The organism is Candidatus Limimorpha sp. (genome assembly GCF_056203535.1).
This window is the reverse complement of the sequence record NZ_JBADWU010000013.1, coordinates 1-15,226: the sequence shown is the minus strand read 5'-3', so window position 1 is coordinate 15,226 and position 15,226 is coordinate 1. Positions and strand designations below refer to the sequence as shown.

Below are 15,226 nucleotides of genomic sequence, written 5' to 3'. Positions count from 1 at the left end.
AGTTGAATGAAGAGATTGCTTCTTGGAATGCCGAGAGGAACGCCACTCAAAAGAGCGTCAATTGGCAGTTTAAGACTGTCGATGCCCGAATCAAACTGAAACATCTCTACCCTATATTGAACTTTTAAGTGTTACAAAATACTAGGGGGGCTTACTTTTATGAAAAAACATCCACAACGCCTATCTACTGGCATCGCGGATGGATTTCCGCCGACTTTTTTGTTTTAGCGGACAGCAATAATTGATAATGAGCTTTATATGAGAAAAGGGACGCGACTGCGTCCCTTTTTTGATTTTATGGTTTTCCTTTAGTGCTTCCTTTGTAAACTTTTACAGAAATATTAAAATTGCCGAATCAGCCTTTTCTTTTTTTCGGTGTAACAAATGGGTAGTTGCCATTAAAAGCGTATCTTTGCAGCCAATGGAATACAATTACATCGCCATAGAAGGAACCGTGGGCGCAGGCAAGACGACACTTGCCACACGCATTGCTAACGATTATAACGGAAAACTTGTCCTTGAAGAGTTTGAGGCTGACAAGAATCCTTTTCTGCCTAAGTTCTACAAGGAACCCGACAAATATTCCTTTCAGGTGGAAATGACTTTTTTGGCTTTGCGTTTCCAGCAACTGAAAGACAAATTGGCAAACCTTGACTTGTTCCATGATTTCATCATTTCCGATTATTATGTGGCCAAATCCTTGATTTTCTCACGCAACAACTTACAGGAAGACGAATATGACTTGTTTTCACGTTTTTTCAACATCATTTTTTCGACCATGCCAAAACCTGAGCTTTTGGTTTATCTGTATTCCGATGTCGAGCGTTTGCAATACAATATCCGCAAGCGTGGCCGCAGTTACGAGCAGGAAATCTCCGATACCTATTTGGAAAACATTCAGCGTGGTTATCTCGATTTTATCCGTCAGGAACAGAACAATATGCGCATTTTGATGCTTGATACAAACAAACTCGATTTCGTGGCTAAAGAAAAGGATTACCAAATGATTCTTGAAGCCATTAATCAACCCTATGAAATCGGCTTGCACAGGGTTACGTTTTGATTCTGTAGCCAAACGCAAATTTCCACAAATGAATAGGTGATTTTTCTGTTTTTCAATTTATTTATGAATCATTAGCGATAATTTATGTTTTCCAAAAATCTGTAGTTTATTGAAAATCCGCGTCATCCGCGCAATCTGCGGTTTTTCTTGCCTCCACGTATCGCACGTATCTTTTTATCAATTTATCGTCAGCCTATCTGTCAATTTATGCGTCTGCGCATTCAAAATTTAATCCGCGTAAAATCTGCGTCATCTGCGGTTTTATGAAAAATAAATCTGTCCAATCTGTTAAATCTGTAGTTTATTGAAAATCAGAGAAATCTGCGGTTTCAAAAACTCTGCGTAAATCAGCGGCATCAGCGGGAGAAAGAATCAGTGTTTATCGTCGGAAGAACTGGCAGACAGCATAAAATTTGCCTCATCACCAAACGAAAAAAGGCTGCCGATTGGCAGCCTTTTCCATGTCATGCTTCTGAAAGATTAGAAGATGTAAACTTCAGCGCGACGGAGCAGAGGCAGGATGTCCTTTTCAAGTTCAGGATAAACATTGATCATGTTCTTGATTTCCTGTTCTCTGTTAGCACCAGCGTTACGGATAACGTTGAGGATGGCTTCCTTGTCGGCGATATTTGAATTTTCAACGAGGGTGATGAAGGTGTCCCAGTCAGGACCATTGCCCTTGGCATTGAATTCAAAATTATTAGCATTTACCTTAACCTTCTTCAGCTGAGCCTTCATGTCTTTTTCGGCAGCGTTAGCGCGGTCGTCAGCGAGGCCTGTGTTGTGGTCGAGTTCACCTTCTGGAGAAGCCCAGCCTTCGATTCTGAAGCCTTTAACTTCTTGACCGGCATTGATCTTTTCCTTCAAAGCCTGTCTTGCAGCCTTGTTGACATCGTTGTTGCGGATAACGTGTGAATCCTTTGCAAAATAGTAAACGAAGTCTGGTTCTGGGACTGGTTCTGGTTCTGGTTCAGGTTCAGGTTCTGGTTCAACGACTGGCTTGGTGGTGACGATGACGCCATCAGCAAGTTTTCTTTCGCCACCCTGAGTGAAGTAGGTGTTCTTCACAATTTCGTCCTGAGTAGGATAGATGGTGCCATTGTAGACATAGAACATAGGATCGCCCATGAGTTCGCTGTTTTCGATTTCAGGAACGTAGTCGATGCAATAGTTCTTTGTGAATTCACCGCCGTTCTTGTAGCTGACTCTGAAGTCGCCTTCGCCTTTGACCTTTTCACCAACGAAAGTGATAGGATCAAGGTCGATCTGGCCACCGTTATACTTCAAATAAGGAGTCAGGTTCATGACAGCCTGCTTTTCGAAGTATTCTTCAGGGATGGTGACGATAACGTCGAAGCAAACCTTGCCGTCCTTTTCTGTCAGAGGGTCTGGGTTGACTCTCATGGTGATTTCCTTTGATTCGCGGGCCATCTTTTCGATGTCGCAAGGATTGTTGAACTTGTAGCGGAGGCCGAGGTTCAACTGGCTGTACATGTCGTTGACGACTTCAACTTTATCGGTTGGATATTTTTCAACTTGGTCGAGGTCATCTTTGCTTGCGAAAGCGTAGGTGTAGTCAACGAAGATGTCGAGTTTTGGAGCAACGTTGAAGTTGATTTCAGCACCGACTGGAACTGTCAAAGCAGAAGCGCGGTCGTCTTTCTTTGCAACCAAAACTTCACCTTCTTTGTCAAGAACCATACCGGCTTTGTAGAAAATGCCACCGATACCAACGTGAGGGATAAAGTTGACAACTCTTCTTGGGTTGTAGTTGAACATGTTGAACACGTTGAAAGTCAAGTTCAAGTTGGTCTCGAAGTAAGTGGTTCTTTGATCATTGTCATTGTTGCCAATCGACAAGTCTGTAAGACCGTAAGGTGAACCTTCTGGGATGAATTCCGGATGGTCGATGATGGTAAGGTTCTGGACTTTTTTGTAACCTGACAGTGAACCTGCGCCAAATTTACCATTCAGGCCAATGACACCACCAAACTGATAACCGACACCAATCTGACCGTTGAGGTTCTTCAGGAAATAGTCCTTGTCAAGATCCTCGAAAATCCAGCCAGTGTAATTGGCCAAATCACCGTGGTTGATTGAGAAACCGCCTTCACCGAAAATGTACCAATACTTTTCGACCGGTTTCTTTGATTTGCCTTCCTGAGCATAGAATGTCAGAGGAAGGATTGCCATGACGACGAGCATCACGAGCTTTGAAAACGTCAAATTTCTCTTCATAACGTTAATGTGTTAAGTTTGTAATGATTATTTAATTAATTAGTTTTTAATACTTTACAAAATTCTGCTCTGCTTTTTTCCGTGGATTTCATTTCGCTTGTGTCCATGAAAACCCATGAATTAGCGAACAAAAATAGAAAATAATTTGATTGACAATGAATTTGTTGAGTTTTTTTTCTTGAAATGTACTTTTTTTCTTGAAAGTGAGGCTTATTGGTCTCTTTATATATTAAGGAGCAGCTGCCTGAATACTTCCCACATTACGATTCCCGCGCATACCGAAACGTTGAGCGAATGTTTTGTGCCTTCTTGTGGCAATTCGATGGCTCCGTCGCAATAGGGAAGGACTTCGTCGGAAACACCTTCCACTTCGTTGCCCATGATTAATGCGCTGTTCGGTTCGAACTTGAAATCCTGAAGTTCTTTACTGCCTTCGATTTGCTCGACGGCAAAAATTTTGTAACCTTTGTCTTTCAGTGCTTTACATGCTGCTTCCGTAGATTCGAAATATTGCCATTTCACGGTTTCATCGGCTCCTAAGGCGGTTTTGTGTATTTCGCGGTGGGGCGGACAGGCTGTAATGCCGCAAAGGTATAATTCTCCGATTCGGAAAGCATCAGCAGTGCGGAAAACGGCTCCAACGTTGCTGAGCGATCGGATGTTGTCTAACACAATGATTATCGGCAGTTTGTCGACGGTTTCGTATTGTTCTTTTGTGAGCCTGTTCAGCTCTTCCATGCTAAGTTTGTGCATCGTTCAAATTTTTATGCAAAGGTAAACATTAAACCTGAATTTCTTCAAATTGTTCAAAAGTGTTTTCGGCCTTTATGCCTTTAGCACTTGGCTAATGGCTTTTGGCACGGTTTCGCCGAGGACTCGCTACGGCGACAGCCCCAACTCGCGGCGAAGCCAAGCCAAAGGCTAAAAGCTAATGGCCAGAAGCAAAATATTACTCCAAACAACCACTGTTTTTCTTTTTTCCTTACTTTTGTCCTTTAAATTTGAAAATTATGGCAGGTAAAGGTTTTGCGGAGACGCCGCTGATGAAGCAATATTATTCGTTCAAGGCTAAATATCCCGATGCGATGTTGCTTTTCCGCGTTGGCGATTTTTATGAAACGTATGGCGAGGATGCTATCAAATCGTCTGAAATTCTGGGTATTGTGTGTACGCGCCGTGGTGTTGGCTCGCCTTCCGAGGTCGAATTGGCAGGTTTTCCTTACCATGCTTTGGACAATTATCTGCCGAAATTGGTTCGTGCCGGTCTGAAAGTGGCTGTCTGCGAACAACTTGAAGACCCGAAACTGGCCAAGAAACTGGTCAAACGCGGCATCGTGGAACTGGTTACGCCAGGTGTCACCTATAATGATAATGTGCTGGAACAGAAGGAAAACAATTTTTTGGCTTCGGTGCATTTTGATAAAAGCGTGACGGGCGTTGCTTTTCTGGATGTCTCAACGGGTGAATTTTACTTGACGCAAGGCAATAACGAATACATTGACAAGCTTTTGCAGAGTTTCAACCCGTCGGAAGTGCTGCTGCAGCGCAACAAGAGAAAGGATTTCATTGATGCTTTTGGCGGCAAATATTATTTGACGGTTTTTGACGATTGGGTTTTTACCGACGATTATGCCAACGAAGTGCTGAACAAGCATTTCAACACGGTTTCGCTGAAGGGTTTCGGTGTCGATGATTTTCCGAAAGGCATTGTCGCTGCTGGCGCAGCTATTCATTATTTGCTTGAAACGCAGCATGATAAGATAAATCATATCGCTTCAATGTCGCGCATCGACCAAGGACAGTTTGTGTGGCTTGATAAGTTTACCATTCGCAATCTGGAATTGCTGCATACGCCAAATATGAACGCCAAGACATTGATTGATGTGATTGACAAGACGGTTTCGCCAATGGGTGGCCGCCTGATGCGCCGTTGGGTGGTGCTGCCGCTGCGCAATAAGGAACAAATCGAGTCGCGCTACGAAGTGGTGGACTATTTTGTGCAGCATCGCGATGTGATTCAGAAATTTCAGGACATTGTGCGTCAGGTCGGCGATTTGGAACGCCTGATTTCAAAGGTTTCGTTGGCGAAAGTCAATCCTCGCGAGCTGTTGCAGGTTGGACGAGCCTTGGATCAGATTGAAGCTTTGAAGATGGCTTGTGAGTTATGCGGACATGTGTCTTTGCTGAAATTTGCCGAACAACTGAATCCTTGCATTTCCATCCGCGATAGGATAAAAAAGGAACTGAATCCCGATGCGCCGGCTTTGGTGTCGAAGGGTAATTATATAGGTGTTGGCGTCGATGCCGAACTTGATGACTTGCGCAGTCTTTCCCGTTCGGGCAAGGATTATCTTATTGGCATCCAGAAACGCGAGATGGAGGCAACGGGCATTTCATCGCTGAAGGTCGGCTACAATAATGTGTTCGGCTATTATCTTGAAGTGACCAATGCCCATAAGGACAAGGTGCCGCAGGAATGGATTCGCAAGCAGACGCTGACGAATGCCGAGCGTTACATTACTGAGGAACTGAAGGAATACGAACAGAAGATTTTGGGCGCCGAAGAAAAAATCAGCATGATTGAGCAGCGTATTTACAATGAATTGGTGATGGCGGTTTCGGAATTTGTGGAGCCAATTCAAGTCGATGCGACTTTGGTCGCCCGTATCGATTGCCTTGTCAGTTTTGCTGATATTGCATTGAAATACAATTATGTGCGTCCCGAAATTGATGATTCGTTTGTCATCGATATTAAGGAAGGTCGTCATCCTGTCATTGAACAGATGATGCCGGTTGGCGAAAACTATATTGCTAATGATGTGTATCTTGACCGCGACCGTCAGCAAATCATCATCATCACTGGACCGAACATGTCGGGTAAATCGGCGTTGCTGCGTCAGACAGCCTTGATTGTCCTGATGGCGCAAATGGGCAGTTTCGTTCCTGCTGCGGCAGCGCATATCGGCATGGTTGACAAGGTGTTTACACGTGTTGGAGCGAGCGACAACATTTCGTCGGGTGAATCAACTTTCATGGTTGAAATGAACGAAACGGCCAGCATATTAAATAATGTGTCGAACCGCAGCCTTGTCTTGCTCGATGAAATCGGGCGCGGCACGAGCACTTACGATGGCATCAGCATCGCTTGGGCCATTACGGAATTTTTGCACGACCATCCCGTGAGCCGCGCCAAAGTGATGTTTGCTACGCATTATCACGAACTTATCGAGATGGAAGACTCTTTCCAACGCATTAAGAACTATCATGTTACGGTGAAGGAAGTCGGCAATAAGGTCGTTTTTCTGCGCAAATTGAAGAAAGGTGGCAGCGCTCACAGTTTCGGTATTCATGTGGCCGAAATGGCGGGAATGCCGCGGAAGGTAGTTGAACGCGCCACGACTTTACTCTCCGTCCTTGAGAAATCGCACACCAGCGAGGATGTCGAAAAAGCGGCTGTGAAGCAGGATGACGGGATGCAGTTGAGTTTCATTCAACTCGATGATCCGTTGCTTTTGCAAATCAAAGAGGACATTCTGAACACCAATATCGACACTTTGACTCCTGTTGAAGCCTTGATGAAGCTCAATGAAATTAAGAAGCTGCTGAATCATTGATTATATTCCGCCTTTTCAGTCTCTCCCAATTGCTCAATGAGTTCGTCACAAGTGTAATAGACTTTTTTCTGGCATTTTGAAACGGACCATATCCCTCCTGCAATGAGTATCATGCCACAGGAAACACCTAAAATAAAGGCTTTTCGGGACAGAATGGCTTGCGCCCACCATATATAGATGAATGCTAATAATATAGCACCTATTACACATTGGATGCAAAGCCATCTTCTATGGCTTTTCTTATACTTTTTGAGTTTGGATATTGAAGAGGATACATTTTCGTTCATTATTTCATTCAGATTGAGTTTTCTGAATAGGATAAGATTGATGATAATGTCAATGGTAGTTAGAACTATTATTGCGATTCCTATCCATATTGGAAAGTTGAATTCGAAAAGTTCCCAAAATATAACAGGACCAAAAACGAGGCCTAATCCATCAAGGATTAGAGTCTTGTAATTATTAATATTAAGGATTTGTGTTTTTGAATTCAGCGTTGCTTTTGTCAGTTTTTCATTGATGATGCTTTCTTTTTCCAATTTTTTATTCAGCATGGCTAATTGTGCCTTCATTTCTTCCAATTCGTTGTTTTCCATTGTTCTGCATATTATTCGTTTGACATATTTTTCAGTTTCTCTTTGATTCTAACCAACTTGACAGATACGTTTTTTGTAGAGATGCCTATGATTTGCCCGATTTCCTCGTAACTCATGTTTTCCAACCATAACAAGATGATGGCACGGTCGATCATGCCGAGTTTGTTGATGCGTCGATAAAGTTGTTGTACTTGTCGTGTATCGTCATCTGTGTCGGTGAATAGGTTAATTGCCATTGAAAGGGGAACAGTCTCCATGTGGCGTTTCTTTTTTCGTTCGTAAGTAAGGCAGGTGTTGATGCTGACACGCCATATCCAGGTTTTCACATCGCATTTGCCTTCGAAGGTGCCAAAACCTCGCCATAAATTTATTAAAGTCTCTTGAAATAGGTCGTTTACATCTTCTTGATCTTTCGAGAAGAGATAGCATACGGTGAAAATTATGCTTTTGTGGGATTCGATTAATTTTGTAAATTCAAGTTCTTTTGTCTCCATTGTATCAGAATCAAGCTAATCATTAGACGCAAAAAGAACAAAAAAACTACAATTTTATTTGAAATAATTATATTGATTTGCCGTATAAAGTATATATAATTGAATATCAATTAAATATATAATCAAAAGAAAAAAATGCAAAAAAAATGCTTGCGAGAATGAAAAAAGTTGTACTTTTGCCTCGTCAAACGACAAGCGGAAATAGCTCAGTTGGTAGAGCACGACCTTGCCAAGGTCGGGGTCGCGAGTTCGAGTCTCGTTTTCCGCTCCGCTTTGCGGAAATAGCTCAGTTGGTAGAGCACGACCTTGCCAAGGTCGGGGTCGCGAGTTCGAGTCTCGTTTTCCGCTCCACAAGGTCCCGAGTAAAATCGGGATTTTTTGTAAATGTTCATTGAAACAGTGCCTGAGTGGTGGAATTGGTAGACACGAGGGACTTAAAATCCCTTGGCCTTTAAAGCCGTGCCGGTTCGATCCCGGCCTCGGGTACGAAAAAAACGAGCCTCTGCATTTTTGCGGAGGCTCGTTTGTTATTTTGGCCTGTTGACCAGCAAATGGAATTGTCATATTCCGCCATCGGCGCACCATGTGCCTAATGTCTTGTCGTTTATGAATGCTACTTTCATCTTTCTGTTGCTTCCATCGGCAAATTTCACGGTGCAGGGTACAAACACACCTTCGTATAAACCAGATTTAAATGCTTCGCCATGCTTAACCAAAGTACAACCTTTGTATTTTGCAGCCATTTTTGAAAGCGGATAGCCTTTCATAACGACTTTCAGGCTTGCTTCATCCCAGTTTTTCATGGCTTCAAACATTTTCTCGGCAGCCTTTTCCGCAGAGATTCCAGTGAATTGGTCTATTGGAAGCGTGTTTGCCATTTCTGTGAGGTGTTCGGCGGTTTCGTCAATCCATTCAATTCCGTTTGGAAGGATGAAATCGGATTCGGAGATTGTGGTGTCGTAATTGATTTCCTTGAATTTCAGAATGGTTCGCGGAATGCCTAAAAACAGAGCGTCAATCTTGAAGGAAAGGAGTCTGCCGTCAGCTTTGCTGAAAGTGTAGGTCTGTCTTGTGTTGCTTTCTAAAATGGAATTGTTTTTGGCATAATCATTTTGGAAGTCTCCTTGTGCCGGTGCCTTGATGGAAAGCGTGATTTCGCTATCTGTTTCGCTTTTACGGCAAGCGATGTCCTCGTGGCTTTGTGCATATTTTTCAAGCCATTGCATCATGTCGCCGATATGGCGGAGCAACTCGTATTGTTCCAAAACTCCAGCTGTTTTTGTCGCATCCATTTTCCACCCCCATTCCTGTTCGGGAAACCAGACCCAGACATTTTCTCCATTGAATTCCGCTATGCGGCCACCTTTGTCGAGTTGCCATCTGCCATCGTTGCAAACCGACATTTTGTGTTCGACGAATGCTTTTGATGCGTCGATATAACTGAAATTGTCGTTGGGCAATGTCCTTGCATCGAATGTTATGGTGTAGCCGCTGGCCTTGTTGAAAAACCTTGCGGCGCGGGCAAAGATGCCTTCTTCGGCATAAAGTGGTGTCATACCGGGCTTTATGAGCAATACTATGGCAATGATAGCTGCTGTTGCGGCGCAAGTCGCCAAGACTGTTTTCCATGATGAAAGTTTTACTGTCTTTTCGCTCACGGTTTCTTGTTCTGCCGCTTGCATGACTTTTTCTTTTAATGATTTTGAGGCATGAAATTCGCAGTCTGGCGTGAGAGTTTTTTCAATTTCTGATTTGCTATTCTTTTTCATTGTTTTGAAAGTTTAGTGGTTGTCGTTAATTGTTGATGTCTTTTTGAAGGTGGGCGATAGCGTAACGGTAGCGCGATTTTGCCGTGGCTTCTGGAATTTCGAGGATTTTTGCAATCTCGCGGAATTTGAGTCCGTCGTAACATTTGAGGCGAACGATTTCGGCTTGTTCGTCTGAAAGCGTTGCAAGGAGTCTGTTGATCTTCAAGTATTCTTCGTGAATTTGCAGATCTTCGTTTTCTTCGGCAAGCTGACAGGCATCATCAATGGAAACCATGTCAAATTTTTTCCTTCGATGATAATCCTGACAGCTGTTGCTGATGGACCGAATCAAATAGTGCTTGAGGTTGTGGACATGTTGGAGATTTTCTCCCGAAGCGAACAGTTTTAGGAAAGCATCCTGGACTACATCTTCAGCATCTTCGCGGCTCCCGATACGCATATAGGCAAACCGAAACAAATTGTCTTGCTCGTTCTCGATGATTTTCTCGAGTTCTTTTAGCCTCGTCTGTTTGAAATCTTGTTGCATTGTCTTGTTATTTGTTTGACTTTAGGATGCATCCGACTAAAAGACGCAAAAATTGGGAAAAAGATTCAAAAATGCGGTCTTTTTTAGAATTTATCATTGCGTTATATGGAATAAGCACAGAATCAATGAGATTTTCTTATTTTTGCATCCTATTGAATTTAACTGTACTATGAATCACCATCAACTCTTTTTCTTTGTCCTGCTTTTGCTATCAAACCTTAATTTACATGCAGAGGCTCAAACCAATACCAACAATTTGGATTCGCTGTGGACGGCAGCCATTGAACATGGCAAGCACGGTCGGTTTGACGAAAGCAACGCCATTTACAGAACAATCCTAAAGGAACCCGGCTTATCGGAAGAACTGACGAGAGCCGCCTATCTGTCCATCGGGAACAATGCCAATCTGGCAGGCGATTTCAAGACATTTTACGATTGCCTTTCCCGCTATTATAGTGCGGAAGAACTTGTCCAAATCAAGGCACTGGCCGATTTGCCGAAAGACACGCTGATAAGGCCTAATAGGGATGTTTCCGTTGCCTACCATATCGATTCCATCTATTACGAAGGACAGTTTAAGGGCTGTGAAATACGTGTTCCCGCCACGATTGACGGCAAAGAGGAAGTGTTTGTGTTCGACAATGGCTGTGCGCGGTTCAGTGCTGCCAGCGAATCGTTTGCCTTGTCGCATGGCATACGACCCATCGATGTCAAAGGGAAGGCCGTCGGCGTCACGGGCGAAGCCTCAATGTGGCTTGGCATTGCCGACTCGCTTTCCATCGGCCAGATGTGCTTCCAAAATATCGTTTTCATCGTAATGCCCGACCAAGACCTTGTCAATTCTTTCATGAACATCCAGGCCATACTTGGTGCCAACATTTTCAGGCTTGCCGGAGAGATGGATTTCGACAACAAATCAAAAATCATCGTTTTCCCCTTCAGGCAGCAAGATTTGGAGTCGAACCTGACCATTCAGGATGATGGAAGGCATTTTGCGGAGGTTGAAGTAGAAGGCGACACCCTGCAATTTCAACTTGACCTTGGATGCGCCAGCACGAAACTGAGTTACAACTATTTTGCGAAGCACAAAGACATAATTGAAGCAACTGCACAAGCCGACAGCTCCTTTGCAGGAGGTGTTGGCGGCGTATCGAGAGTGCCGGTTTACCGACTGCACGGCATTTCATTCAAGGCTTGCGGAGGCTGTTTCACCAAACAAGACGTAATCATCAGCACGCAAAAAGAGACCAACCAAGGCGATGAAGAAGGAGTCATTGGCAGCGATTTTCTGCTTTCGTTCGACAAGGCTGTGCTTAATCTGCGGAAGATGTTTTTGTCAATCTGTAATCCGCAAGTCAATCCTCCGGATCCAGCAAATCCATGTCCTGAAGATTGAGTTCCATCAGGTTGATGGGAGGCAAGACCATGCCGTTCAGGATGGTGTTCTGCGTCTTCGCATATTGAATGCCACGGGCCGTTCCAACCGTGACGGTGGCTATATAGCGCAGGAACTCCTTGTCGATGACAAGCTTGTTGTCGCTCATGTTTGCCTGGACATATTCGGGGTCTATCTCGAAATAGCAATAGACCGTCAGTTTCGAAAGTTCAACCTCGCCTTGCACGAAACTGAATTCGCCACGGCAAGTGACGATGTCCAGAAGCAATTCGCCGCCAAAGGAAAAGCTCGAATTGACGGTGAAATCCTCATTATTCGTATCCACCAAATCCGGATGTATCTCAATCGGTTCGGCATGTATCTCTTTAATTTTAAATGGTATCGGACTCATAATTATCCCACTTTTTGTTCTAGAAAGAGAGAAACGCCCTTTGACGACATATCGTACGAAGGTGTCTTTTCGTCGAAGTCGAAATGCGACGTTTCCTTGTTGAAACCGCCGACCACCAAGGTGTCGGTTTTAAAGGTGTTGACCGGGGCAAAAGCATCGACGGCAGGCACGAAACTGACTTGCGGCACATAACCGATGGCCATTGCCAGTTCGACCATTTTAGAGATGCGGTGATCATAGTCGCCGTTCATGACCTGTGTCACATAGCCTTTAGTGACACCCATCTTCGCGGCAAAGCCGGAACGCGTCATGTGATTCTCCTTGAGATAATCTTGAATGAGAGAGAGAAGGGAAAGCTGGATTTGGGTGGTCCAATACTCGGGCGTCTGCTGCAATGAATTATTTTTCTTCATAGTGTTTACCCTTTCATTTTGATAATGTTTTCCGATTTTAATAGACTTACGGCTTCAATAGCCCATGCTGCAAATTGCTTGCAATCCTTTTCTTTTTCCGCAAAGCGTCCCCCGCTTACGATGAGGAGTTCTTTCGCCTGCATCAAGCAATAGATTCTGATTTGTTGTTCCTTAAATACAAAGCCCTTAAGACCATTACCCAATTTTATTGTTTCCAGCAGTTTCCTGGGCAAATCCAGCTGATTTTCGCACAGGAATTCCATCCTCGATAAAACGATATTCAACGACTTTTGTTCATTGTCTGCGAGTGTCTTCCGAAACTCATCCAACGGACAGCATCCGTCGACGAAAAGCTTGAAGACTTGCATCTCTTTTCCATCTCTTCTGATTTCTTCATGATATTCTCGCGCAAAAGTAGTCATTATCATTCAATTTTGTTTAGGTCGGACTAAACTTTTTTATTGTCACATGCTAATTTAGTCACAGTATAAATTACGGTTTTTGTTTCCACAGGGTGCAAAAATAATGTTTTTCGTGCAATTAGCGTTCTTTAGTTAAGATTTTCAGAAAGATTTTCAGTTGGGATTTTGAGGGCTTTGCCCGACCCAAATGAAAAAGAATCGTAGAAACATTTTCAGAGAGATTTTCAGTTAGGATTTTTGGTGGAGATTTTTTCATAATCTTACAAAAAATCCTTACTGATATGGATTGAAATTTGGAAATCGGGAAAAAATGTTTTTCGCGGCCTCATATATATGACTCTACAAAACAAAGCGGGGGATGCGTTTGCATCCCCACGCCTTTGTCCAGCTGCTTAGCCAGACCATTTTGAAAAAACCAAATCCGAGGAGGGCTTATGCTGCCGGCTCCTTCGGGGTCTCGCCTTTGTTGCCGCCACGTGCCGAAGCCATGCCCTTGCGGATTTTCACCAGGTTGTTCGTTTCGTTCACGATTTCGACCATCGTGTTGAAAAGGCTGGTGTAACCGCCACCTTCCGACTTGGAAAGTTCGGAGAGATAAGGCAGAAAGACCTTGTTGATGCGGTCGACGATGGCGGCTTTCAGCACCGATGTCTTCTCCGACTTCAGCAGAAGGCTGCGCTCCAGTTGGTAGTTCACGCGGCTTTCCTTGAAGCGCTCATGAACCGTGCGCAAGGCCTCAATGCGTTCGGCGAGTCCCGGCACTGCTCCAATGGCAGTCTGGACATTCGGTGCGTTAAAGTCGATGAGCAGGGAGTCGATCATACCTGTCAAGCCGTCGACGCCTTTTCTGAGCATACGGGTTCCGTAGCCTTGGAAGACATCATACACCACCATCGCGTTGGCTTTCACGGTTCCATCCGACGACTTTCTGAAGCTCTTCAGGAACTGCGCCAAGGATCTGACACAATCGCGGCGTTCAAGGTCGAGACCGGCATAATTCGACTTCACCTTGCTGTTCATCGTTTCGCCAAGCTGAACTGCCAGATTGTGAAAATCCGACATGGCGTTGGCGAGATAATCATTTGATTTTGGACACTTGTTCTCAAGCAGGCTGTCCAACCTACTGGCTACGGCGGATATCTCCGATACCTGCGCCCGGCCGTTCAATGAATTGTATTTCATCATAATATTGTGTAACACTTACGGCTGTTACCACCTTTAATTTCTTGATTCACTGCATAATGAGAGTGGTGTTTGCAATTTGCAACGGGCTTCTGACAATTGGATAGGTGCCTTTGCACTGCTTGCAATGTGCTTCCGACAATTGGATAGGTACCTTTGCACTGCTTGCAATGCGCTTCTAACAATTGGATAGGTACCTTTGCACACCTTGCGATGCGCTTCTGACAAATGGATAGGTGCCTTTGCACTGCTTGCAATGCGTTTCCGACAAATGGATAGGTGCCTTTGCACACAGTGCAAAACAGACCTGACAAATGGATAGGTGGCATTGCACATCTGTTTCCATACCCTCCGGCGATGCAAAACGGCACCTCGCCACGCTCCTCCAGAACTTCAAAACCGACATTCTCTTCATGCAGCTTTTCATGAGCATTATGTTTGCTTTCAAATTTCATGCGGCAAAAATACACATTTATTTTGAATTGGTTTAGTTTTTGCTAAACTTTTTTCTTTTTTTATTTGTTTTTTTTCGATAAAAGCTGTTTTTCGACTGTGGGCGGTAAGCGGCAAACACGTTTTGTGCTTTCACGTGTAAGGTTCCAATCCTATTTTGCTGGCCTTTCCCGTATAAATCGCTGTTGGGAGAACCGAAAACATCCGTTTTTTCCACCTTATTCATTTAATTATGTACTTTTGCAACCATATTAGTTGAATATGACAATTGGTTGATACGGATATGAAATCTTTATTACGCTCTATATTGTTCTTCCTTTTCACCTTGCTTGGCCTTCCCCTTTGGGCGCAAGAAGACGAGTTTCGTGTGCCGGATAGTTTGGTGGCGAAGCTGAAGGAATTTCGCAAAGCCGATTATCAGCGTGCTGAGGCTTTGGATGCTTGACTGTTGATGGCGGCGAAAAGTCGAATTTCACCTTCATGGAATGCGACCTCTCGAGTGACGATGTCACTCCTCCAACCATGACTTTCCTGCAAGTCAAAGATGCTGACAATCGTGAAAACGTCGAACTGACTGACTTGTCGCAGTCAACCATTTGCTTCGCTGCTGGCGATTTTTCGCCACACTTCAACGATGAAGGCGCAGTCGATTACATGCAATATGATGGC

Annotated in this window: 17 protein-coding genes and 3 tRNA genes; 8 read left to right on the top strand and 12 right to left on the bottom strand. The window is 44.1% G+C overall.

Annotated elements, in window-relative coordinates:
• The first annotated feature begins 421 nt into the window (after positions 1-421).
• A complete protein-coding gene (locus AC06MN_RS01350) occupies positions 422-1,063 on the top strand; it encodes a deoxynucleoside kinase (RefSeq protein ID WP_475670558.1) in 642 nt (213 codons plus the stop codon).
• A 480-nt stretch (positions 1,064-1,543) separates the two neighbouring features.
• Here AC06MN_RS01350 and AC06MN_RS01345 read toward each other — a convergent pair whose 3' ends face one another.
• Entirely contained in the window at positions 1,544-3,301 is a 1,758-nt protein-coding gene (locus tag AC06MN_RS01345) for a hypothetical protein (RefSeq protein ID WP_475670557.1), read from the bottom strand.
• 222 nt (positions 3,302-3,523) lie between these two features.
• On the bottom strand, positions 3,524-4,054 hold the full coding sequence (locus AC06MN_RS01340; protein ID WP_475670556.1) for an RNA methyltransferase: 531 nt from the start codon (positions 4,052-4,054) through the stop codon (positions 3,524-3,526).
• Between the two features lie 257 nt (positions 4,055-4,311).
• On the opposite strand from AC06MN_RS01340, the gene mutS reads away from it, so the two are divergent.
• Positions 4,312-6,915, top strand: coding sequence for a DNA mismatch repair protein MutS (mutS, locus tag AC06MN_RS01335; RefSeq protein ID WP_475670555.1), 2,604 nt, complete (start codon positions 4,312-4,314; stop codon positions 6,913-6,915).
• Here mutS and AC06MN_RS01330 read toward each other — a convergent pair.
• Both AC06MN_RS01330 and AC06MN_RS01325 read right to left on the bottom strand, forming a co-directional pair.
• Entirely contained in the window at positions 6,909-7,511 is a 603-nt protein-coding gene (locus tag AC06MN_RS01330; protein ID WP_475670554.1) for a hypothetical protein, read from the bottom strand. The two genes, mutS and AC06MN_RS01330, sit on opposite strands and share 7 nt — an antisense overlap.
• Before the next feature lie 11 nt (positions 7,512-7,522).
• Positions 7,523-8,005 carry an RNA polymerase sigma factor gene (locus AC06MN_RS01325; protein ID WP_475670553.1) on the bottom strand — a complete coding sequence of 161 codons (483 nt, stop codon included), beginning with the start codon at positions 8,003-8,005 and terminating at the stop codon, positions 7,523-7,525.
• Positions 8,006-8,200: 195 nt separating this feature from the next.
• On the opposite strand from AC06MN_RS01325, the gene AC06MN_RS01320 reads away from it, so the two are divergent.
• From AC06MN_RS01320 to AC06MN_RS01310, 3 genes are all read left to right on the top strand, one after another.
• A tRNA-Gly gene (locus AC06MN_RS01320) sits at positions 8,201-8,273 on the top strand.
• A gap of 7 nt (positions 8,274-8,280) precedes the next feature.
• A tRNA-Gly gene (locus AC06MN_RS01315) sits at positions 8,281-8,356 on the top strand.
• Positions 8,357-8,406: 50 nt separating this feature from the next.
• Positions 8,407-8,491, top strand: a tRNA-Leu gene (locus AC06MN_RS01310).
• A 74-nt stretch (positions 8,492-8,565) separates the two neighbouring features.
• Here the strand turns inward: AC06MN_RS01310 and AC06MN_RS01305 are convergent.
• Positions 8,566-9,774 carry a hypothetical protein gene (locus tag AC06MN_RS01305; RefSeq protein ID WP_475670552.1) on the bottom strand — a complete coding sequence of 403 codons (1,209 nt, stop codon included), beginning with the start codon at positions 9,772-9,774 and terminating at the stop codon, positions 8,566-8,568.
• Positions 9,775-9,799: 25 nt separating this feature from the next.
• Complete coding sequence (locus tag AC06MN_RS01300; protein ID WP_475670551.1) at positions 9,800-10,300, bottom strand: RNA polymerase sigma factor; 501 nt, start codon at positions 10,298-10,300, stop codon at positions 9,800-9,802.
• A 169-nt stretch (positions 10,301-10,469) separates the two neighbouring features.
• Between AC06MN_RS01300 and AC06MN_RS01295 the strand changes: the two genes are divergently transcribed.
• Positions 10,470-11,696, top strand: a complete 1,227-nt coding sequence (locus AC06MN_RS01295) for a retropepsin-like aspartic protease (protein WP_475670550.1) — start codon at positions 10,470-10,472, stop codon at positions 11,694-11,696.
• On the opposite strand, the gene AC06MN_RS01290 is transcribed toward AC06MN_RS01295, so the two are convergent.
• From AC06MN_RS01290 to AC06MN_RS01265, 6 genes are all read right to left on the bottom strand, one after another.
• Complete coding sequence (locus tag AC06MN_RS01290; RefSeq protein ID WP_475670549.1) at positions 11,656-12,087, bottom strand: hypothetical protein; 432 nt, start codon at positions 12,085-12,087, stop codon at positions 11,656-11,658. The two genes, AC06MN_RS01295 and AC06MN_RS01290, sit on opposite strands and share 41 nt — an antisense overlap.
• Positions 12,088-12,089: 2 nt before the next feature.
• The gene (locus tag AC06MN_RS01285) at positions 12,090-12,500 is read right to left on the bottom strand and encodes a helix-turn-helix domain-containing protein (RefSeq protein ID WP_475670548.1); all 411 of its coding nucleotides are present in this window, start codon (positions 12,498-12,500) and stop codon (positions 12,090-12,092) included.
• Positions 12,501-12,505: 5 nt separating this feature from the next.
• On the bottom strand, positions 12,506-12,922 hold the full coding sequence (locus AC06MN_RS01280) for a hypothetical protein (protein WP_475670547.1): 417 nt from the start codon (positions 12,920-12,922) through the stop codon (positions 12,506-12,508).
• 432 nt (positions 12,923-13,354) lie between these two features.
• Positions 13,355-14,104 carry a DUF6261 family protein gene (locus tag AC06MN_RS01275; RefSeq protein WP_475670546.1) on the bottom strand — a complete coding sequence of 250 codons (750 nt, stop codon included), beginning with the start codon at positions 14,102-14,104 and terminating at the stop codon, positions 13,355-13,357.
• A 178-nt stretch (positions 14,105-14,282) separates the two neighbouring features.
• Positions 14,283-14,531: a hypothetical protein gene (locus tag AC06MN_RS01270; protein WP_475670545.1), complete on the bottom strand. Its 249-nt coding sequence runs from the start codon at positions 14,529-14,531 to the stop codon at positions 14,283-14,285.
• Between the two features lie 60 nt (positions 14,532-14,591).
• Positions 14,592-14,783: a hypothetical protein gene (locus AC06MN_RS01265; RefSeq protein WP_475670544.1), complete on the bottom strand. Its 192-nt coding sequence runs from the start codon at positions 14,781-14,783 to the stop codon at positions 14,592-14,594.
• Between the two features lie 57 nt (positions 14,784-14,840).
• Here AC06MN_RS01265 and AC06MN_RS01260 point away from each other — a divergent pair, with 57 nt between their 5' ends.
• The gene (locus AC06MN_RS01260) at positions 14,841-15,002 is read left to right on the top strand and encodes a hypothetical protein (RefSeq protein ID WP_475670543.1); all 162 of its coding nucleotides are present in this window, start codon (positions 14,841-14,843) and stop codon (positions 15,000-15,002) included.
• A 35-nt stretch (positions 15,003-15,037) separates the two neighbouring features.
• On the top strand, positions 15,038-15,226 hold a 189-nt coding region (locus AC06MN_RS01255; RefSeq protein ID WP_475670542.1), incomplete at its 3' end, for a hypothetical protein.

Coding starts and splice junctions, on each gene's coding strand:
- AC06MN_RS01275 (WP_475670546.1), bottom strand. CDS start 14,104: ATGAAATACAATTCATTGAACGGCCGGGCGCAGGTATCGGAGATATCC.
- AC06MN_RS01290 (WP_475670549.1), bottom strand. CDS start 12,087: ATGAGTCCGATACCATTTAAAATTAAAGAGATACATGCCGAACCGATT.
- AC06MN_RS01285 (WP_475670548.1), bottom strand. CDS start 12,500: ATGAAGAAAAATAATTCATTGCAGCAGACGCCCGAGTATTGGACCACC.
- AC06MN_RS01270 (WP_475670545.1), bottom strand. CDS start 14,531: ATGAAAAGCTGCATGAAGAGAATGTCGGTTTTGAAGTTCTGGAGGAGC.
- AC06MN_RS01330 (WP_475670554.1), bottom strand. CDS start 7,511: ATGGAAAACAACGAATTGGAAGAAATGAAGGCACAATTAGCCATGCTG.
- AC06MN_RS01325 (WP_475670553.1), bottom strand. CDS start 8,005: ATGGAGACAAAAGAACTTGAATTTACAAAATTAATCGAATCCCACAAA.
- AC06MN_RS01345 (WP_475670557.1), bottom strand. CDS start 3,301: ATGAAGAGAAATTTGACGTTTTCAAAGCTCGTGATGCTCGTCGTCATG.
- AC06MN_RS01300 (WP_475670551.1), bottom strand. CDS start 10,300: ATGCAACAAGATTTCAAACAGACGAGGCTAAAAGAACTCGAGAAAATC.
- AC06MN_RS01295 (WP_475670550.1), top strand. CDS start 10,470: ATGAATCACCATCAACTCTTTTTCTTTGTCCTGCTTTTGCTATCAAAC.
- AC06MN_RS01260 (WP_475670543.1), top strand. CDS start 14,841: ATGAAATCTTTATTACGCTCTATATTGTTCTTCCTTTTCACCTTGCTT.
- AC06MN_RS01280 (WP_475670547.1), bottom strand. CDS start 12,922: ATGACTACTTTTGCGCGAGAATATCATGAAGAAATCAGAAGAGATGGA.
- AC06MN_RS01305 (WP_475670552.1), bottom strand. CDS start 9,774: ATGAAAAAGAATAGCAAATCAGAAATTGAAAAAACTCTCACGCCAGAC.
- AC06MN_RS01350 (WP_475670558.1), top strand. CDS start 422: ATGGAATACAATTACATCGCCATAGAAGGAACCGTGGGCGCAGGCAAG.
- mutS (WP_475670555.1), top strand. CDS start 4,312: ATGGCAGGTAAAGGTTTTGCGGAGACGCCGCTGATGAAGCAATATTAT.
- AC06MN_RS01340 (WP_475670556.1), bottom strand. CDS start 4,054: ATGCACAAACTTAGCATGGAAGAGCTGAACAGGCTCACAAAAGAACAA.
- AC06MN_RS01265 (WP_475670544.1), bottom strand. CDS start 14,783: ATGAATAAGGTGGAAAAAACGGATGTTTTCGGTTCTCCCAACAGCGAT.